The organism is Erythrobacter sp. F6033 (assembly GCF_023016005.1).
Lineage (GTDB): Bacteria > Pseudomonadota > Alphaproteobacteria > Sphingomonadales > Sphingomonadaceae > Erythrobacter.
The window spans coordinates 445,040-462,457 of the sequence record NZ_JALKAZ010000001.1; the positions used below are offsets into that span (position 1 = coordinate 445,040).

Genomic DNA, 17,418 nt, shown 5'->3' on the forward strand with positions numbered 1-17,418 from the left:
CGGAATATGTGACTTTCCACGCGAAACCGTTTTATTACCGCCGCTTATCGCCGCGATCGCCTGCCAGTTTGTGACTTTCCATAAAGCGCGCTGATCTTGTTCCAATCGCCGATGACATCGGTTCTACCCAATTCACTGGCTGTAGGACAGGTCAGCTATCGCGCCTTAGTCGAACATCACCACGCTGCGTGCATGGCTGCCGCCGCGCATCTTATCAAAGCCGGCATTCACATCATCGAGGCTGATCCGTTCCGCGATAATCGTGTCCAGATCAAGCAGACCGCGCATATAGAAATCGACAAGGCGAGGGAGGTCGACCGGGAAGTGGTTCATCCCCATGATCGCGCCCATCAGCTTCTTACCGCCCAGCAGGTCCATCGCGCCAAGGCCGACTTTGCAATCCAGCGGCATCATGCCGAGGATCACAGCCGTTCCGCCGCGCCGTAGACTAGCGACCGCGAGGTCGGCAGACGCCTGACGTCCGACCGCTTCGATACCCCAATCGACACCGCCGCCGGAAATGGCGATGATTTGCTTTGCCGCATCATCCGCCAAAGCATCGACCGTATGGGTCGCGCCGAGGGTTTCAGCGAGCGCACGCTTTTCCGGAAGCGGGTCGGCGGCAATCACCTTGCCAGCGCCAGCGATCTTGGCCGCGTTAATAGCCGCAAGGCCAACCCCGCCGCATCCGACGACGAGCACTGTCTCGCCCGGTGTCACAGCGCAGGCATTGAAGATCGTGCCAGCGCCCGTTGTAACAGCGCAGCCGATAACGGCGGCACGGTCCAGCGGCATGTCTTTGTCGATTGCGACGCAGGCATTTTCATGGATCAGCATCTGCTCTGACAAAGCCGACAGGTTCAGCATCTGGTTAAGCGGATCACCGCCTGCCAGTGTTAGACGCGGCGCATCCGTCTTGCCGCGGCGGGTTGCCCCGCCAAGGCACAGCGCCATACGGCCTGTGACACAGAATTCGCAGGTTCCGCAGAACGCGCTCAGGCAGGAGACGACATGATCGCCCGGCTTCACCGTTTTCACTTCTGATCCCACCGCGCGCACCACTCCCGCCGCTTCGTGGCCGGGAACGGCTGGAAGCGCGTGGGGGTAATGCCCGTCAATAAAGTGCAGGTCAGAATGACACAGGCCGCAGGCCTTTGTGTCGATCAGAACCTCGTGCGGCATGGGATCGGCGAGTTCAATCTCGCCGATCTCAAGGCCTTCACCCGGTGTTTTCAGAATTGCTGCTTTCGCCATGTCAGGCCTCTCCTCCTAAGGCGCGCAGCTTAGCGCGTTGCGCCCATATCGCCCGAGCTCATGCTGCCGCTATCGTTGCTGGCACGGCCGCTATCGCCGCGAAGGGCATTGGCTGTTGGACCGGCTTCCGGAACGTGCTTGCCGAATTCCATGCGGGCAATAGAGCGCGCGTGAACTTCATCCGGGCCGTCCGCAAGACGCAGAGTACGCTGGTGAGCGTAGGCATTGGCGAGGCCATAATCGTTCGACACGCCGCCGCCGCCATGCGCCTGAATCGCATCATCAATGATTTTCAGAGCCATGTTCGGCGCCTGAACCTTGATCATCGCAATTTCCTGCTTAGCCGATTTGTTGCCGACCTTGTCCATCATATCTGCCGCTTTCAGACAGAGCAGACGGGTCATGTCGATATCGATGCGGGCCCGAGCGACGCGCTCTTCCCAGACCGAATGCTTGTAGATCGGCTTGCCGAAAGCTTCGCGTTCTTGAAGACGTTTGCACATCTTCGCCAGCGCTTCTTCGGCAACGCCGATGGTGCGCATGCAGTGATGAATACGGCCTGGGCCGAGGCGCCCTTGAGCGATCTCGAAACCACGACCTTCGCCCAGCAGCATGTTGGTTACCGGGACGCGGACGTCCTTCATTTCGACTTCCATATGGCCGTGCGGCGCATCGTCATATCCGAACACCGGCAGGTGGCGGATGATGTTCACGCCCGGTGCGTCGTTCGGCATGAGCAGCATAGACTGCTGAGCATGGCGGCCCGCGGTCGGATCGGTCTTGCCCATCACGATGGAGACTTTGCAACGCGGATCGCCAAGACCCGAAGACCACCATTTGCGGCCATTGATGACATATTCATCGCCGTCGCGCTCAATCCGGGTTTCGATATTGGTCGCGTCGGATGAAGCGGTGAATGGCTCGGTCATCAGGAAGGCAGAGCGAATTTCGCCGTTCATGATCGGGCGCAGCCACTGTTCCTTTTGCTCGATCGTGCCGTAGCGGTGGAACACTTCCATATTGCCGGTGTCGGGCGCGGAGCAGTTGAACACTTCCGATGCCCAGCCGATGCGGCCCATTTCTTCGGCACACAAAGCGTATTCGAGATTGGTCAGGCCGGGGCCTTCAAACTCGAAGGTCTCTTCGACGTGGTGGTGGCCATCATTGCGCGGCGGCATAAAGAGGTTCCAGATACCCGCTTCTTTCGCGAGCTTCTTTTTGTCCTCGATGATCTGGATCACTTTCCAGCGATCACCCGCCATGTCCTGCTCTTTGTAAACGTCCATGTTCGGGCGAACATGCGTTTCGATGAAATCGCGTACGCGATCGCGCCAATAGACCTGACGTTCGGTTGGTTGAAAATCCATGGGGGTTTTCCTCTCTAGTCTCTTTTTGAAATCGAATCTGTTGCGAGTGACCGTGGCACTTCGCGCAGGCTGCGCCAAGTTCTCATTTTGCTTAAATCATTCGGCTGGCTTCGATGCCATCGCGGCAATTCGCGCTTCGTGATCTTCGCGGGTGATCGGGAAGCGACCCAACCAGTACCCCGCAATCAACATCAGAACGGCGGTGGTCACTGCGTAGAGTATGATCAAATTGTCGATCACGGCAGGAGCGACCGTTTCCGGGGTAACGTCGGATGTAAACGAGGCGAGGCTTAGGAATTGCCCGCTCAAAAAGATGCCAACGCCAGTGGCGCACTTTTGAACCAGCCAATTGCCTGAATAGAACGCTCCTTCGGCCCGTACGCCTGTGCGTTCGAGGTGCGCTTCCACGATCTCTGCGATCATCGAGGATGCCGACACCATCACCACAATTCCCAGCGCATTGCCGACGATCAGTAGTACGAATATCAGCCCCAAGGACGACAGAGAGCCCGGTTCCGGCCAGAAACCCAGCAGCAGCGCCGAATACGGCAACAGCACCAGAATCGTGCTCGCCACCGCCCCGATCGCGGCGCTCTTGGGCTTGCCAAAGCGATTGTGCATCGGACCCACGATGTTGAACATCAGGACGACAGATAGGAACAGAATCAGCGGATAGATGCTAAGGCCGGTCACGCTGTCTGGAAGGCCGGGCAGCGGTGTTGCGTCGAGCCGCCAGACGAAGACGTTGAGATAGTTCGACAGTGAAAAGTTGAGCCCCTGGCTGATATAGGCGGCGAGTCCGCCCGCAGCGAAGAACAGGAAAGCCTTCTCGCTGAATGCTTCGAAAATCTCGGAGAAGCATGCCTTGATCGAAAAGGGCGCAGGTTTGTTAAGCGGAAGATTGGCAACCAGCTTGTGCTGGCCCAGTGCCGATCCCATCACAGATATAACCATCAATATCGCGCCGATAATTCCGAACGGAATGTAGCCTGACTGATCGAGCAGCCCACTTTCTCCGGTGAACAGGAAGCCATAGCCGATGATCATCATCAGAATGCCGCCCAGCCAGCCCGAAAGGTATCGGAACCGGAACAAGGTTGTGCGCTCGACATAGTCGGACGTGATCTCTGGTAGCAGAGATATCGAAGGCACTTCACAGGCGGACAAAAGCAGCCGCACCACGACACAAATGCCAAACAAGCCCCAGAAAGTTGGCGCTTCACCGCCCGGCGGAGACCACAACAGCACCCACGCGAATGCCAGCGGGATGGGGGCCACATAAAGCCACGGAAGTCGGCGTCCCCACCGCGTGTAAGTGCGGTCTGACAGGTTGCCGATGATCGGGTCGACAAAGGCATCGACCAGCAAAGCGAGCAGCAATGCGAGACTGACAAGGCCCGCATCCATGCCCAAAACCTGGCTATAGAAAAACAACAGGAAAAACGAAAATCCGGTGTCTTTCACACCGAATGCAACCGCGCCAAAGCCGTGGATCAGCTTTAGCCGCAACGGCAATTTGCCTTGAACAAGGCTCATGCGCGGCACCATTTTTGCGCCACAGCGCTTCCGAATCCCGTCACATTTCTCTCCCAAATGTTTGGCCGCGAACCTAAGGACACTGGCCACCGCGTCAATCCATAGCGAAATGAAACCGTTCTGACGCTACGGCATCCCTGCTCCGCAGAATTCCGCAATCTCTTGGCTTGCGGCGAGCCCCGTTATTCCCATAACGTAAGCGTCAATTGGGATTACACAGAGGAGAGTCGGCATATGTCCGATCTGGAAGCATTCCGCGAAGAAACCCGCAGCTGGCTGGAGGCGAACTGCCCCGCCGAAATGCGCGAGCCTGTTCGCGATGAGGAAGACATCTATTGGGGCGGCCGCCGCGCAACTTTCAAAAACGATGCGCAGAAAGCATGGTTCGAAGCCTGCGTCGCCAAAGGCTACACTGTTCCGGCTTGGCCGAAAGAATATGGCGGCGCGGGTCTCTCACCAGCCGAGGCCAAGGTGCTGCGTCAGGAAATGACCCGCATCAAGGCGCGCATTCCATTGAGCTCATTCGGCATCTGGATGCTCGGCCCAGCGCTCCTGCATTTCGGCACCGAAGAGCAGAAAAAGCACTTCCTCGGTCAGATCGCCCGCGGTGAAATCCGCTGGTGTCAGGGCTATTCGGAGCCGGGCAGCGGCTCCGATCTTGTGAGCTTGCAAACCTATGGCGAAGACAAAGGCGATCACTGGGTTGTCAACGGTCAGAAGGTCTGGACATCCTATGCCGACCAAGCGGACTGGATTTTCTGCCTCGTCCGCACAGACAAAGAGAACAAGTATAAGGGCATCACCTTCATGCTGTTCGACACGGCGAGCGAAGGCTGCTCGACCAAGCCGATCAAACTGATCAGCGGCAATTCCCCGTTCTGCGAAACTTTCATGGAAGATGTGAAGGTGCCAAAGTCATATGGTGAGGGCATCCCTGCCTATGTCGGTGAAATCAATCGCGGCTGGGACGTTGCGAAATATCTGCTGGGCCATGAGCGCGAGATGATTTCCGGCGCGGATGGCGGCAATACTGGCACCGTCGGTTCGGCCATGTCGCGCCACGTTGCCAAAGGCGGCGATGAGCTGGATCCGGTGCTGCGCGCCGAACTCGCCATGTTTGATGTCGATGCTCTGGCATACGGTGCGATGGGTGAGAAATTCCTCGACGAGATCAAGGTTGGCAAGGCGCATCCCGCTCAGCCGAATATGATGAAATATGCCGGCACCGAGCTGAACAAGCGCCGTCACGAGCTGATGATGTCGGCTGGCGGTTCGCGCAGTCTCGAATGGGAAAGCGAAGAAACCAGCGGCGGCAAGCCATCGCGCAACTGGCTGCGGACCAAGGCAAACTCGATCGAAGGCGGCACGTCGGAAGTCATGCTGAACGTGATTTCCAAGCGCATTCTCGATCTGCCGGGCTCCTAAGCCGCGACACCATTTCAGCAGGGTCGCCCCGCGCAAACGAGGGCGGCCCGCTCCTACGAATTCCGGAAGAGGACCAAGGGAATATGCCCCTTTATCACGACGAAGATCAGGCGATGCTGGCCGATACCGCGACCAGCTTCATGGCCGAACAAGGCAATATCAAAGATCAACTGCGCCATTGGCGCGACCGCGATTGCCCCGATGGTTTCGGCCACGGGCTTTGGAAGCAGATGGCCGAAATGGGCTTTACTGGCATGCTTGTCGGCGAAGACGATGGCGGGCTTGGCATGGGTCATGTCGAGGCGGGCATCGTGCTCGAAGAGATTGGTCGTAATCTGACACCGTCGCCGTTTCTTACGTCTTCGGTTCTGGCAGCGACCGCGCTCAAGCACGGTTCGAATGACCTCAAAGGTCGCTACCTGCCGGGTCTGATTGAAGGAGACAGCGTGTTTGCCGTCGCCATCGATGAAACGCCGAAACACCGCCCGAGCCGCATCACCACTCGCGCCGAAAAATCGGGCAACGGGTTCAAACTCAGCGGCTCGAAAAGCTTCGTTATCCAGGGCGCGAGCGCTGATATGCTGGTCGTCGCGGCCCGCACCAGCGGCAGCGATGAAGACGATGATGGCATCACTCTGTTTGCTGTGCCGAAAGACGCAGCAAATATGAGCCACGATTCCGTACGTCTCGTCGACAGTTCGATGGCAACCCACACTAAGTTTGACGGTGTCGAGCTGGACGGTGACGCGGTGATCGGCGAGGTTGATGGCGGGCGCGAAGTGCTCAATGCGATGCTCACCGCAGGCCGGATTGGCGCTGCCGCCGAGGGCGTTGGCGTTGCCAGCGGCGCGATGGATATCACCGTCGACTACCTCAAACAGCGCAAGCAATTCGGCAAGCTGATCGGTGAGTTTCAAGCGCTGCAACACCGAGCAAGCCACCTCTATTCAGAGGTTGAAATCGCCCGCGCTGCTGTGATCAAGGCGCAGCAATTGCTCGACGGTGGCAGCGAAAAAGCCGAACTGATGAGCTCGGTGGCGAAAGCCAAAGTCGCCAAGACTGCAGGTCTCGCTGTGAAGGAAGGCGTGCAGATGCATGGCGGCATCGGCATGACCGACGAATACGACATTGGCCTTTATATGAAGCGCGACCGCGCTTTGCAGGAATTCCTCGGCGATGCGTATTTCCACGCCAATCGCGTTGCAGAAATGAGCGGGTACTAATCATGGATATCAATTCACTTTTCGGCCTTCATGGCCGTGTCGCACTCGTCACTGGCGGAAGCCGCGGGATCGGCAAGATGTTTGTCGAAGGCCTGCTCGCCGCAGGATGCGCGCGGGTCTATATCTCGGCTCGCAAAGTCGAGCAGATGCAGGAAACCATCGCCGAATTTGGCGAAGATAAAGTCATCGGAATTCCGGCTGACCTTAGCCAGATGGACGGCATGCAGGCGCTCGCCGACGAAATGGCGAAGCGCGAAGACAAGCTCGACATTCTGATCAACAATGCGGGCGCGGCATGGGGCCAGCCTTACCTCGAATTCAGCGAAGCTGGCTGGCACCGGACGATGGACCTGAACGTCAAGACGCCGTTTTTCCTGACGCAGAAACTGCACGACCTGCTGGTTGCAGGCGGGAAGGGCGATCATCCGGCGAAGGTGATCCATGTGTCCTCGATTGATGGGCAACGGATCAACCCGTGGGAAACCTATCCATATCAGGCATCGAAAGCTGCCGTGATCCAGCTGACCCGCCGTATGGCTGCACGTCTGATCCAGGACAATATCATTGTCACATCCATCGCGCCGGGCGCCTTCCCGAGCGAGATGAACAAAGCCGCGAAGAACGCGCCGGATGCATCGGCGGCGATGATCCCGTCCAAACGGGTCGGTACAAAAGAAGATATGGCCGCAGCCGCAATCTATCTGTGCAGCCGCGCGGGCGATTATGTGGTCGGCGACACCGTGACCGTCGATGGCGGCGTAGTGAACGCAGCGCTGCCAAGCATGTTCAATGATCCGGCTGGCTAAACGGCTGTTTCTTGACCGAGATTCAAAGGCCCGCTGGAGCGATCCGGCGGGCTTTTTTGTGTTGCAGGTGTGTAGGACACGGGTGACACATTCTCCAACATGTCATGCGGTGCCTACAGGGTCAGAGCGTTGATTTTAAGCGAAAAACCTTAAGTAGGACACAGGTGACAAGTGTCCTACTTTGAACGCCTAGACGCGCGATTTTGCGGTGAGCCGACAATGGGAAAGAGCGGGATTATGGATAGCGATTTGGTTAGGTGTAGGAAAATAGAGAATTGAGAAAAATAAAAGTAATAGAAATATTGGTGATTGGACTATAAATAGTGTTTTTGCGGCAATATTCGGAGGGCGAGAGATGAGGGTGCGGAATTTATTAATTATCGCAATTTATTTCAATTTGACTGCTTGCGTGAGTTGGGAAAAAATCCCTCTCTCAGGTCGAGATCACCCTTCTGGATTTGCAGATCAAATTAGGGAGACCGCTCGAAGCACTTACGAATACGCCCAATTGGCAACGAATAGCTATGCGGGAGGCGATAGCTTTCAGTTGGGGCGCACACTCTCTTTTGTTAAAGAACAGGAACCGTCCACGGGCAATTTCCAGTATAAGATATTCAACCGGGTCGAAGATGGTAACCTGGTCGAGATCATCATTGCTTACCGTGGCACTGATGCGATCTTAGGCGACTTATCAGGCAACGCTCTCTTGAAACAACAGAAGGCTGGTCTTGTTGTGTTTGATAACGTGCGTGAAGAGCATCGAAAAACGAAGATATCGGTAACGGGTCATTCACTTGGAGGAGCGATCGCCTCTCATGTCACACTCAATAGAGAGAATGTTGACGGGTATTTTTTCAATACGTCGCCAAGGTTTGCGAGAGGTAAGAGGCGGTTTGATAACTTAAGGCATTCGGTTGTGGAATTTGGAGATATTTTGAAATCCATCAGGCTATTTGGCCGTGAACCAACTCAAATTTACACTTCAATCAATTGCACTAATGGCGGGGTGGCCAGTCAGCATTCTTCACGAAACCTAGCCGAGTGTCTGACTTGGATCGCTGCATGGGAAGATGTAGATGCAAAGTCATCTGTTTCCAAAAATAGCATTGCACGTCCTGACACAAGATCAAATGGACCTGACGTTCCGAGAGGCGGCAATTAGCTATCCCATAAACTGTCGCACAAACTCTTCTACCCAACCTCAGAAACTGCGCGGATAACACCGCGAATTTCTGCGAGGCCTTTCATGCGGCCGATTGCCGAATAGCCCGGATTGGAGGTGCGTCTGACATCGCCCATCATCAGATGGCCGTGATCGGGCCGGATGAAAATCTCGCGGCTCGTTGCGCCTTCGTTTTCGAGCAGGTTCCGGATCACGCGGACCATATCGATATCGCTATCAAGATGGCTGGCTTCGACAAAAGAACGCTGCTCGCTGGCATCGCGGGTCACGCCGCGCAGATGGGCGAAATGGATCCGGTCGCGGTAATCGCGGGCCATTTGCGGCAAGTCATTATCCGGACGGCTGCCATAGGTTCCCACGCACAGCGTCATGCCGTTGGATGGGCTGGGAGCGGCGGTGAACAGCTTGTCGAGATCATCCGGTGTGCAGATCACACGGGGCAGGCCGAACATGTCCCAAGGCGGATCATCCGGATGGATGGCTAGCATCACATCAAGCTTTTCCGCAGCGGGCAAAACCCGCTCCAGAAAGCCGATCAGATTGGCGCGCAGGCGGCCGTGATCAATGTCCGCATAGCGGGCCAAAGCGCGGCGAAAATCATCGAGCGAATAGGCCTCTGTCATCTTGCCCGGAAGCCCGGCGATGATGGTTTTTGTAAGAGCCGCGATGTCCTCTGCCGACATGTCATCAAAGGCTGATTTCGCGCGAGCAATTTCTTCGTCGCTGTAGTCGTGCTTCGCACCAGTGCGCTGCAGAATGAAAAGGTCGAATGCGGCAAAGCGGTCCTGATCAAACCGCAAGGCAAAGGCGCCATTGGGCAGCTGGTATTTGAGGTCGGTGCGCGTCCAGTCGATCACCGGCATGAAATTGTAGCAGATGGTTTTGACGCCCTCTGCCGCGAGGTTTTCCATGCTTTCGATCCACGCATCGACATAGGTTTTGTGGCCGTCCGAAGCGAGCTTGATATCGTCATGGACAGGGATGCTTTCCACCACCGTCCAGTGCAGCTCTGACCCCGCAACGTTGCCGCTTTCGATCAATGCGCGGTGCGCCGCAATCTGATCGCGCGGCCAAACCTCTCCAATCGGAATGTGATGCAGGGCGCTGACAATATCGGTCGCGCCCGTCTGGCGGATTTCCTCCAGAGAGACCGGATCGTCAGGGCCAAACCAACGCCAGGATTCGCGCATTGCCTTGTACCTTTCCTTAAGCCGACAGCATGCCCATCAGGCCTTGGAAGCCCATATAGCCTGTCAGTAATGAGAACAGGAACAATCCGGTCAATCCGATATTGGTGAGCGCCGAATTGCGATATTCACCCATCAGATCGGCTCGATTGCCGAGATAGATGATGCAGCCGACGGTCACCGGCAACAATACGACGTTGAAAGCCTGAGACAGGATCAGGACGAACACCGGACGCGCATCAAACAGCGGCACAACCAGACCCAGCAGCGAGATCGCGCCGACAAACAGGCGGTATTTCCACAGCGTCATATCGCGCGGGGTGCCGCGAAAATCGCACAGCAACCACGGGATCATCAACAGGTTCGGGAACTGCGAGGAAACGCCCGCCGCGATGATGCCGATGGCAAAGATCGAAACGGCAAGGGGACCAGCCAGCGGCTCCAAAAGGCCGATCATTTGTGATGCATTATCGAGGCCTACGCCCTGAACATACAGACTGCCCGCTGCCGCAGCCATGATCGATGCGCTGATCACGAACATCATGATAGCGGCAAAGGCGGCATCGCGGCGCTGCTGCTTGTCGTGCGCGATCGTCCAGCCCGCTTCTTTCACCAAAGTTGTGCGAATGATGAACAGGCCCGAGAAGATCGTCGTGCCAACCATCGAGGCGATCAGGAGCAACGGACCGGTTTCGCTCGCCGGAACATCCGGCACGGAAGGCACAAGACCGGCAGCCATATCTGCCACTGGAGGCATCAAAATGAAGAAATTGAGCACGAAACAAGCGGCCATAATCGCCACGATCACGGCAAGAGTGCGCTCGAATACCTGGGTGCGACCGCTCCAGAAAATGAAGTAAGCGACAAGGCAAAAGAACGCCGCCCAGAATAGCGGATCAATGCCGCCTTCGATAAACGTCTTCGACCATTCAAAGCTGATTTCAGCGACGATGCCCATCACGCCCATCACACTGGCGCACACTCCAATGCCCAGCGCGAGAATAAAGAACATGCCGACCGCTGGATGGATGTGTTTGCGGAATGCTTCGAGCGCAGTTTCCCCAGTTACCAAGGTGTAGCGACCATAGGTTGCGATCATCAAATAGGTCGCGGCGCAGGAAACCAGCACGGTCCACAGCAAAGTCATGCCGTAATTCGCACCGGCGGTCGCCATGGTCGTGACGCTGCCAGTCCCGATATTGAACCCGAGCAGGAAGATACCGGGCAGGAACAGCGCGAGCGTCGTCTTCCACTTCGATGGTGCCTGACTTCCCATGCCTCCCCCCAATTTTTCTATGCACCGGCACCGTCTTGGGCGCGGCCGTTTTATCCCATCAATTCGCGCACAAACGGGATAAGGCCCGTTTGCCGTGTCCGTCGCATGCGTTCCGCGTCGAGCACTTCGCGGACCCGGTCAAAACACTCATCGACATTGTCGTTGACCACGACGTAGTCGTATTCAGCCCAGTGGCTGATCTCTGCACGGGCGCGTTCCATGCGGTCGTCAATCACATCGTTGCTGTCCTGCGCCCGGCTTTCGAGCCTGCGGCGCAATTCATTGAGGCTTGGCGGGAGGACGAAGACGGTGACGACGTCCTGATCATCCTTCTGTTTAAGCTGCTGCGTTCCCTGCCAATCGATATCGAACAGGAAATCCTGCCCTTCTTTGAGTGCCTCGCGGATCGCGCCTTTGGGCGTGCCGTATCGGTGATTGAAGACATGCGCCCATTCGTAGAAATCGTCTTCCTCCACCATCCGATCAAAATCGGCATCGGAGACGAAGTGGTAATGCACGCCGTCTACTTCGCCGGGGCGGGGAGGGCGGGTCGTGGCGGATACCGACAGCTTAATCTCAGGATCAGCGTCGAGCAGCATGCGCGAAAGCGTGGTTTTGCCCGCGCCCGATGGCGAGGATAGGATGAACAGCAGGCCGCGGCGTGCAAGTTTGTCAGTGGATTGGAAGTCGCCCATGCGCCCCAATGCCGCGAACTGCCCCCAAAAATCAAGGGCGAGACGCATGCGTTGGTTTAGTCCGCTTTGCGGGCCTTACGCAGTCGTTTCCGGCGCGATTTGCCGCGATCATACAGCGTTTTCAGCACCAGACCGCCTGCGACAATGCCCAGGCCAACGGGAGAGCGGGTCGCCAGCTTACTCGCACCATACAGGCCGAGCGTCGTAATGATCCCGCGCCCGTCGAGCACATCGCGGGCTTCCTGCTGAGTTTCGGACGTCTTTTCAGCCACACGCTTTTCGACATTCTTGCGAAAAAGCGACGAAGCGCCGCGCACGACGATATCGGTGATCAGCAAATTGGTCGCCGGATTCGGGCTCAGCGGTAAAAGACCGGACGTCTTTTTTGCATCGCCTTGATCGCCGGTGGTGTCAGTTTTGCTCATGGTACCCAATCAATCCTTTGGGCGGCAATTCGATCCAGCATCTCGCTATCAAAGCACGGCGGCCTTACTTTTTCTTGCCGAAATCGACAGTTACGACATTCGAACCGTCATCGGCCGTTTGTTCAGGCACATCGCCGCTTTCCGGGCCATCATTCCCCGCAACATCATGCGCTTCGGGTGAAGCGTCGTCGCCCGACGCCTGAAACTGCAGCCCGAAATCGACCGCCGGATCAACAAAAGCTGTGATCGCAGCAAACGGGATCGAGAGCTTGGCCGGGATCTGATTGAAGGAAAGCCCCACACCAAATCCGTCTTCGCGGACCTCAAGATCCCAGAATTTGTTCTGGAGCACGATCGTCATTTCGTCCGGGAACCGTTCTTTCAGATGCGGCGGGATCGAAACGCCGGGCGCTTCGGTTTTGAATGTGATGTAGAAATGATGATTGCCGGGCAGCTCGCTGCCGCCCTCAACAATTTCGCCAAGCACACGGCCGACCACGGCACGAAGTGCTTCCTGAACGATCTCGTCATACGGGATCAGGCTGTCGGGTGTCTCATCACTCATAGTGCCCAGAGTCGTGGCGAGACGCGCCGCGCTGGTCAAGCCTTAAGCATGATTGATGCGTAAAATCAGTGGGCCAGCACGCAAAACGAAGCGTCTGTGCATCTTGCAACGTGCTCTCACCCGCTTATAGCGCAGTCCATGTCTGATACCCCTCTTTCTCCCCGCACAGGCTCAGTTGAGCGCAAGACCGCCGAAACGTCGATCGCGATCCACGTGAACCTTGACGGGACCGGTGCCTATGACGTGTCCACTGGCATCGGTTTTCTCGATCATATGGTTGAGCAGTTTTCCAAACACTCGCTGATCGATGTGACGATGAAGGTTGAGGGCGATCTGCACGTGGATCAGCACCACACGACCGAGGATTCAGCGATTGCGCTGGGTCAGGCGATTTCCGATGCGCTCGGCGATAAGGCCGGCATTGGCCGCTATGGTCACGCCTATTCGCCGATGGACGAAACGCTCAGCCGCGTTGCGCTGGATATTTCGGGCCGCCCGTTCTTTATCTGGAAGGCGAAGTTCACGCAGGAACGGTTGGGTGAATGGGATACAGAGCTGATCGAGCACTGGTTCCATTCGGTTTCGCAAAGCGCTGGACTGACGCTGCATTGCGAGCTGCTTTACGGCGTCAACAATCACCACATTTGCGAGAGTCTGTACAAAGGGTTCGCCCGCGCGATGCGCACCGCCGTCGAACGCGATCCGCGTAAAGGCGGCGCTATTCCAAGCACAAAGGGGCAGCTTGGTGGCTAGCATCTTTATCGCATCGCTGACCTACACGGTGCCGATCGACAAAATCGACGCTTTGCTGGCCGCGCATTTGGAGTGGCTCAAGGCAGGACACGCCTCTGGCCACTTTATGGCGTGGGGTCCGAAAGAACCTCGCGATGGCGGCCTCATCTTTATCCGCGCCGAAAGCCGCGAAGAGGCCGAGCGATTGGCGGCAAGCGATCCTTTCATCACGGAAGGCGTCGCAAACAGCCAGATGATCGAATGGACACCTCGCTTTGTCGGCCCGGGATTAGAGGCATTCAATGGCTGAAGTCATCGCCCTGATCGATTACGGCGCGGGCAATCTTCATTCGGTTCACAATGCATTGAAAGCGGTGGGGGCGAATGTCTCTGTCACCGCTGATCCACAAGTCGTGCGCGCAGCCGACAGGATTGTGCTGCCCGGCGTGGGATCGTTCAAAGCCTGCGCTGAAGGGCTGGCCGCGATTGATGGCATGACCGAGGCGATGACCGAGCGTGTGCATGTAGGCGGTGCGCCGTTCCTCGGCATTTGTGTCGGCATGCAATTGCTCGCCACGCGCGGGTTGGAGCATGGCACCACCGCTGGTCTCGATTGGATTTCGGGCGAAGTGCGCCTGATCGAGCCGAGCGATCCCGCGATCAAGGTCCCGCATATGGGCTGGAACGATGTCGCGTTGATGCCGCATGCGAAAGAGCACCCAGTGGTGGAGGAGGGCGAAGCGTATTTCCTCCACTCCTATCACTTTGCCGCCGACAATCCGCAGGATGTGGCCGCGATGACGGACCACGGCGAAGGCCTCGTCGCGGCGGTTGCGCGCGGCAATGTTCTGGGCGTGCAATTCCACCCTGAAAAAAGCCAGGCCTATGGCCTTGCGACCCTAACCCGCTTTCTGGAGTGGAATATATGATTGTGTTTCCGGCCATCGACCTGAAAGCTGGCCAAGTCGTGCGCCTGTCCGAAGGCGATATGGACCGCGCGACTGTCTATGGTGACAACCCGGCAGCGCAGGCGATGATTTTTGCTGAGGCCGGTTCTCAGCATCTCCACGTGGTCGATCTGGACGGTAGCTTTGCCGGAGCGACACAGAACCGGGAAGCTGTCGAAGCGATCATCAAGGAGTTTCCCGGCCACGTTCAACTGGGCGGCGGTATCCGCGATCGCGCAGGCGTCGAAGGCTGGTTCAAACTCGGCGTGTCGCGCGTTGTGATGGGTTCTGCCGCGCTCAAAGACCCCGAATTCGTGAAAGATATGGCGAAGGAATGGGAGGGCGGCATTGTCGTCGCAGTCGATGCCAAAGACGGCATGGTCGCGACCGAGGGCTGGGCTGAAGTGTCCGATGTGCCTGTGGTCGATCTCGCCCGCCGGTTCGAGGATGCAGGTGTTGCCAGCCTGCTCTTCACCGATATTGGCCGCGATGGCTTACTGAAAGGCGTGAATATCGATGCGACCGTCGAGCTGGCGCGGCAGGTTGATATTCCTGTGATCGCCAGCGGCGGGGTCAAAGGCATTGATGACATTCACGTCCTTTCGCTCAATGCCAAAGAAGGCATCGAAGGCGTCATCACAGGCCGCGCGCTGTATGAAGGCAAGCTGGATCTGGCGGCGGCGATTGCGATGGGCGCGCGCGCCTAACCGATGTCCATCGAGGATATCGCCTTACTCGGATTTTTCGGTATTATCGTTGTAACGGTGATCGATTGGCTGCGCGGGAAGACAGCGATTGGCAGATTGCAGCTGACCATAGAGAGCGATCCCGAAAAGTACTGGATGGCGCTGGTAGTTTATTTCAATATGGCTTTCGCGCTGTTCTGGCTGGCGGGGCAGGTGGCCGAGAGCGAGGCAAAAAGCATTCAAGAAGCGGGAGTGCAAACCGTGGCATTGGGAGTGGTTGATCAATGACCCGCCTGATCGGTTCGCTCTTTCTCGGTCTGACATTCCTTGCAGGCATCACGGTAGCGACGCTGGAGATCGCGCTGATCAATATGGTTGTGTTTCTGGTGCTTGCACTCGGCGTGGCCAAATTTCTTGCGCCGCGCTTTGGTCAGGAAGGATTGGTCTACGGCATGGCGGGCGCATTCTTCGTTAGCTTTCTGTGGCCCTACGCCATGATCTTTGCGAGTGATGGCTGTTCGGGTGACGAATGCCTTGCCGAAGGCGAGAGCCGCACAATCATCCTGGAGCCGATGGAACAATGACAGTCCGTATTCGAGTGATCCCCTGCCTCGACGTCGCTGAAGGGCGCGTGGTGAAAGGTGTGAACTTTGTCGATCTGAAAGACGCGGGCGATCCTGTTGAGCAGGCACGCGCCTATGATGCGGCGGGTGCGGATGAGCTGTGCTTCCTCGACATTTCCGCAAGCCACGAAGGGCGCGGGACATTGCTCGATATTGTGAAGCGCACCGCAGAGGTGTGTTTTATGCCGCTGACCGTCGGCGGCGGTGTGCGCAGTGTTGAGGATGCGCGTGCGCTCTTGCTCGCAGGGGCTGACAAGGTTGCGATCAATTCCGCAGCAGTCGCGCGGCCTGAACTGGTGAGCGAAATTGCGGCCCAGTTCGGCAGCCAATGCGTTGTTGCCAGCGTCGATGCGCGCCGCGTGATCCTGCCCATTGGCGAAGCGCTGCCCTATTGGGAGATATTCACCCATGGCGGGCGCAAATCGACCGGGATCAACGCGGTTGAGTACGGGAAAAAAGTCGCTGATCTGGGCGCGGGCGAATTGCTCGTCACCAGCATGGACGGCGACGGGACAAAGGCCGGATATGATCTCGAACTGACCCGCACGATTGCCGACGCCGTAAGCGTTCCCGTGATCGCGAGTGGAGGCGTCGGGACGCTGGATCATCTTGTCGATGGAGTGACCAAAGGCCATGCGAGCGCGGTTCTGGCGGCGTCGATTTTCCACTTTGGCGAGCACACCATCACCGAAGCGCACGAAGCCTTGCGAGCCGCAGGCTTGCCCGCGCGCGGTGTTTGAGGGAAAAGCTAAGCCATGAGCACTTTGGAACGCCTCGAAAAAACCATCGCCGCGCGGCGCGAAGCCTCGCCCGACAGCAGCTATGTCGCGAAACTCAACGCGAAAGGCGTGGCGAAGATCGCGCAAAAGGTCGGCGAGGAAGCCACCGAAACCGTGATCGCGGCCGTTTCTGGCAGCAATGAAGAACTCGTCGGCGAAAGCGCCGATCTGCTGTTCCATCTGATGGTTTTGCTGAACGCAAAAGGCGTGTCGTTTGACCATGTGCTGGGCGAACTGGACCGGCGCGAGGGGCTTTCCGGCCTCGACGAAAAAGCATCACGTACGGAGTAAACCATGCCGATTGATCCGACGCTGCCCTATGACGATGACAACATCTTTGCGAAGATCCTGCGCGGGGAAATCCCCTCCAACAAAGTCTACGAAGACGAATGGGCCTTCGCGTTTGAAGATATCAATCCGCAGGCTGAAGTGCACACGCTGGTGATCCCGAAAGGGCGCTATGTCAGCTGGGACGATTTCTCGGCCAAAGCATCCAACGAAGAGATCGGCGGCTTTGTCCGCGCAGTGGGCGAAGTGGCCCGGATGAAGGGCCTCGTTGAACCGGGTTACCGGATGATGGCCAATATCGGCGCGCACGGCGGACAGGAAGTCCCCCACCTGCACGTGCACATCTTCGGTGGACAGCCTTTAGGACCGATGATCTGGAGAAAATGAGTTTCGTCGTGCGCGAGACTCGTTTCACCTTCGT

21 protein-coding genes are annotated in these 17,418 nt (G+C 57.3%); 13 read left to right on the plus strand and 8 right to left on the minus strand.

Annotation, left to right across the window (positions count from 1 at the left end; translation table 11 throughout):
- Nucleotides 1-165 precede the first annotated feature (165 nt).
- The 3 genes from MWU39_RS02205 to MWU39_RS02215 form a co-directional block, all read right to left on the minus strand.
- Nucleotides 166-1,254, minus strand: a complete 1,089-nt coding sequence (locus MWU39_RS02205) for a Zn-dependent alcohol dehydrogenase (protein WP_247158340.1) — start codon at nucleotides 1,252-1,254, stop codon at nucleotides 166-168.
- A 29-nt stretch (nucleotides 1,255-1,283) separates the two neighbouring features.
- Nucleotides 1,284-2,621: an acyl-CoA dehydrogenase family protein gene (locus MWU39_RS02210; RefSeq protein ID WP_247158341.1), complete on the minus strand. Its 1,338-nt coding sequence runs from the start codon at nucleotides 2,619-2,621 to the stop codon at nucleotides 1,284-1,286.
- Nucleotides 2,622-2,717: 96 nt separating this feature from the next.
- Nucleotides 2,718-4,157 (minus strand): MFS transporter, encoded by a 1,440-nt coding sequence (locus MWU39_RS02215; protein ID WP_247158342.1) that lies wholly within the window; start codon nucleotides 4,155-4,157, stop codon nucleotides 2,718-2,720.
- 234 nt (nucleotides 4,158-4,391) lie between these two features.
- Here MWU39_RS02215 and MWU39_RS02220 point away from each other — a divergent pair, with 234 nt between their 5' ends.
- From MWU39_RS02220 to MWU39_RS02235, 4 genes are all read left to right on the plus strand, one after another.
- Nucleotides 4,392-5,582, plus strand: a complete 1,191-nt coding sequence (locus tag MWU39_RS02220; RefSeq protein WP_247158343.1) for an acyl-CoA dehydrogenase family protein — start codon at nucleotides 4,392-4,394, stop codon at nucleotides 5,580-5,582.
- A gap of 83 nt (nucleotides 5,583-5,665) precedes the next feature.
- Nucleotides 5,666-6,805 (plus strand): acyl-CoA dehydrogenase family protein, encoded by a 1,140-nt coding sequence (locus MWU39_RS02225; RefSeq protein WP_247158344.1) that lies wholly within the window; start codon nucleotides 5,666-5,668, stop codon nucleotides 6,803-6,805.
- A 2-nt stretch (nucleotides 6,806-6,807) separates the two neighbouring features.
- On the plus strand, nucleotides 6,808-7,611 hold the full coding sequence (locus MWU39_RS02230; protein ID WP_247158345.1) for an SDR family oxidoreductase: 804 nt from the start codon (nucleotides 6,808-6,810) through the stop codon (nucleotides 7,609-7,611).
- A gap of 355 nt (nucleotides 7,612-7,966) precedes the next feature.
- Nucleotides 7,967-8,773 (plus strand): hypothetical protein, encoded by an 807-nt coding sequence (locus tag MWU39_RS02235; protein ID WP_247158346.1) that lies wholly within the window; start codon nucleotides 7,967-7,969, stop codon nucleotides 8,771-8,773.
- Between the two features lie 29 nt (nucleotides 8,774-8,802).
- On the opposite strand, the gene uxuA is transcribed toward MWU39_RS02235, so the two are convergent.
- From uxuA to MWU39_RS02260, 5 genes are all read right to left on the minus strand, one after another.
- Nucleotides 8,803-9,984, minus strand: a complete 1,182-nt coding sequence (gene uxuA, locus MWU39_RS02240; protein ID WP_247158347.1) for a mannonate dehydratase — start codon at nucleotides 9,982-9,984, stop codon at nucleotides 8,803-8,805.
- A 16-nt stretch (nucleotides 9,985-10,000) separates the two neighbouring features.
- Nucleotides 10,001-11,257, minus strand: coding sequence for an Nramp family divalent metal transporter (locus tag MWU39_RS02245; protein WP_247158348.1), 1,257 nt, complete (start codon nucleotides 11,255-11,257; stop codon nucleotides 10,001-10,003).
- A 50-nt stretch (nucleotides 11,258-11,307) separates the two neighbouring features.
- Nucleotides 11,308-11,952, minus strand: coding sequence for a guanylate kinase (gene gmk, locus MWU39_RS02250; protein ID WP_247160285.1), 645 nt, complete (start codon nucleotides 11,950-11,952; stop codon nucleotides 11,308-11,310).
- Between the two features lie 56 nt (nucleotides 11,953-12,008).
- The gene (locus MWU39_RS02255; protein WP_247158349.1) at nucleotides 12,009-12,377 is read right to left on the minus strand and encodes a hypothetical protein; all 369 of its coding nucleotides are present in this window, start codon (nucleotides 12,375-12,377) and stop codon (nucleotides 12,009-12,011) included.
- A 64-nt stretch (nucleotides 12,378-12,441) separates the two neighbouring features.
- The gene (locus tag MWU39_RS02260; RefSeq protein ID WP_247160286.1) at nucleotides 12,442-12,942 is read right to left on the minus strand and encodes a ClpXP protease specificity-enhancing factor SspB; all 501 of its coding nucleotides are present in this window, start codon (nucleotides 12,940-12,942) and stop codon (nucleotides 12,442-12,444) included.
- A gap of 138 nt (nucleotides 12,943-13,080) precedes the next feature.
- Here MWU39_RS02260 and hisB point away from each other — a divergent pair, with 138 nt between their 5' ends.
- The 9 genes from hisB to MWU39_RS02305 are packed head-to-tail and all read left to right on the plus strand — an operon-like array spanning nucleotide 13,081 to nucleotide 17,384.
- On the plus strand, nucleotides 13,081-13,695 hold the full coding sequence (gene hisB, locus MWU39_RS02265) for an imidazoleglycerol-phosphate dehydratase HisB (protein WP_247158350.1): 615 nt from the start codon (nucleotides 13,081-13,083) through the stop codon (nucleotides 13,693-13,695).
- Nucleotides 13,688-13,984, plus strand: coding sequence for a YciI family protein (locus MWU39_RS02270; RefSeq protein WP_247158351.1), 297 nt, complete (start codon nucleotides 13,688-13,690; stop codon nucleotides 13,982-13,984). The genes hisB and MWU39_RS02270 overlap by 8 nt, the downstream gene beginning before the upstream one ends.
- Nucleotides 13,977-14,603 carry an imidazole glycerol phosphate synthase subunit HisH gene (gene hisH / locus MWU39_RS02275; RefSeq protein WP_247158352.1) on the plus strand — a complete coding sequence of 209 codons (627 nt, stop codon included), beginning with the start codon at nucleotides 13,977-13,979 and terminating at the stop codon, nucleotides 14,601-14,603. Before MWU39_RS02270 ends, hisH begins: the two co-directional genes overlap by 8 nt.
- On the plus strand, nucleotides 14,600-15,328 hold the full coding sequence (hisA, locus tag MWU39_RS02280; protein ID WP_247158353.1) for a 1-(5-phosphoribosyl)-5-[(5-phosphoribosylamino)methylideneamino]imidazole-4-carboxamide isomerase: 729 nt from the start codon (nucleotides 14,600-14,602) through the stop codon (nucleotides 15,326-15,328). Before hisH ends, hisA begins: the two co-directional genes overlap by 4 nt.
- A 3-nt stretch (nucleotides 15,329-15,331) precedes the next feature.
- Nucleotides 15,332-15,595, plus strand: coding sequence for a hypothetical protein (locus tag MWU39_RS02285; RefSeq protein WP_247158354.1), 264 nt, complete (start codon nucleotides 15,332-15,334; stop codon nucleotides 15,593-15,595).
- Nucleotides 15,592-15,891 (plus strand): hypothetical protein, encoded by a 300-nt coding sequence (locus MWU39_RS02290; RefSeq protein WP_247158355.1) that lies wholly within the window; start codon nucleotides 15,592-15,594, stop codon nucleotides 15,889-15,891. Before MWU39_RS02285 ends, MWU39_RS02290 begins: the two co-directional genes overlap by 4 nt.
- Complete coding sequence (gene hisF, locus MWU39_RS02295; protein WP_247158356.1) at nucleotides 15,888-16,670, plus strand: imidazole glycerol phosphate synthase subunit HisF; 783 nt, start codon at nucleotides 15,888-15,890, stop codon at nucleotides 16,668-16,670. Before MWU39_RS02290 ends, hisF begins: the two co-directional genes overlap by 4 nt.
- Before the next feature lie 15 nt (nucleotides 16,671-16,685).
- Entirely contained in the window at nucleotides 16,686-17,000 is a 315-nt protein-coding gene (locus MWU39_RS02300; protein ID WP_247158357.1) for a phosphoribosyl-ATP diphosphatase, read from the plus strand.
- Between the two features lie 3 nt (nucleotides 17,001-17,003).
- Nucleotides 17,004-17,384 carry a histidine triad nucleotide-binding protein gene (locus MWU39_RS02305; RefSeq protein WP_247158358.1) on the plus strand — a complete coding sequence of 127 codons (381 nt, stop codon included), beginning with the start codon at nucleotides 17,004-17,006 and terminating at the stop codon, nucleotides 17,382-17,384.
- Nucleotides 17,385-17,418: the final 34 nt, after the last annotated feature.

Excerpts from the sequence above, each read along its gene's own strand:
- MWU39_RS02260 (WP_247160286.1), bottom strand. The coding sequence starts at position 12,942 with ATGAGTGATGAGACACCCGACAGCCTGATCCCGTATGACGAGATCGTT.
- MWU39_RS02290 (WP_247158355.1), top strand. The coding sequence starts at position 15,592 with ATGACCCGCCTGATCGGTTCGCTCTTTCTCGGTCTGACATTCCTTGCA.
- MWU39_RS02305 (WP_247158358.1), top strand. The coding sequence starts at position 17,004 with ATGCCGATTGATCCGACGCTGCCCTATGACGATGACAACATCTTTGCG.
- uxuA (WP_247158347.1), bottom strand. The coding sequence starts at position 9,984 with ATGCGCGAATCCTGGCGTTGGTTTGGCCCTGACGATCCGGTCTCTCTG.
- hisH (WP_247158352.1), top strand. The coding sequence starts at position 13,977 with ATGGCTGAAGTCATCGCCCTGATCGATTACGGCGCGGGCAATCTTCAT.
- hisB (WP_247158350.1), top strand. The coding sequence starts at position 13,081 with ATGTCTGATACCCCTCTTTCTCCCCGCACAGGCTCAGTTGAGCGCAAG.
- MWU39_RS02215 (WP_247158342.1), bottom strand. The coding sequence starts at position 4,157 with ATGAGCCTTGTTCAAGGCAAATTGCCGTTGCGGCTAAAGCTGATCCAC.
- MWU39_RS02255 (WP_247158349.1), bottom strand. The coding sequence starts at position 12,377 with ATGAGCAAAACTGACACCACCGGCGATCAAGGCGATGCAAAAAAGACG.
- hisA (WP_247158353.1), top strand. The coding sequence starts at position 14,600 with ATGATTGTGTTTCCGGCCATCGACCTGAAAGCTGGCCAAGTCGTGCGC.
- MWU39_RS02285 (WP_247158354.1), top strand. The coding sequence starts at position 15,332 with ATGTCCATCGAGGATATCGCCTTACTCGGATTTTTCGGTATTATCGTT.
- MWU39_RS02245 (WP_247158348.1), bottom strand. The coding sequence starts at position 11,257 with ATGGGAAGTCAGGCACCATCGAAGTGGAAGACGACGCTCGCGCTGTTC.
- MWU39_RS02220 (WP_247158343.1), top strand. The coding sequence starts at position 4,392 with ATGTCCGATCTGGAAGCATTCCGCGAAGAAACCCGCAGCTGGCTGGAG.
- gmk (WP_247160285.1), bottom strand. The coding sequence starts at position 11,952 with ATGGGCGACTTCCAATCCACTGACAAACTTGCACGCCGCGGCCTGCTG.
- hisF (WP_247158356.1), top strand. The coding sequence starts at position 15,888 with ATGACAGTCCGTATTCGAGTGATCCCCTGCCTCGACGTCGCTGAAGGG.
- MWU39_RS02230 (WP_247158345.1), top strand. The coding sequence starts at position 6,808 with ATGGATATCAATTCACTTTTCGGCCTTCATGGCCGTGTCGCACTCGTC.
- MWU39_RS02205 (WP_247158340.1), bottom strand. The coding sequence starts at position 1,254 with ATGGCGAAAGCAGCAATTCTGAAAACACCGGGTGAAGGCCTTGAGATC.
- MWU39_RS02225 (WP_247158344.1), top strand. The coding sequence starts at position 5,666 with ATGCCCCTTTATCACGACGAAGATCAGGCGATGCTGGCCGATACCGCG.
- MWU39_RS02210 (WP_247158341.1), bottom strand. The coding sequence starts at position 2,621 with ATGGATTTTCAACCAACCGAACGTCAGGTCTATTGGCGCGATCGCGTA.
- MWU39_RS02235 (WP_247158346.1), top strand. The coding sequence starts at position 7,967 with ATGAGGGTGCGGAATTTATTAATTATCGCAATTTATTTCAATTTGACT.
- MWU39_RS02300 (WP_247158357.1), top strand. The coding sequence starts at position 16,686 with ATGAGCACTTTGGAACGCCTCGAAAAAACCATCGCCGCGCGGCGCGAA.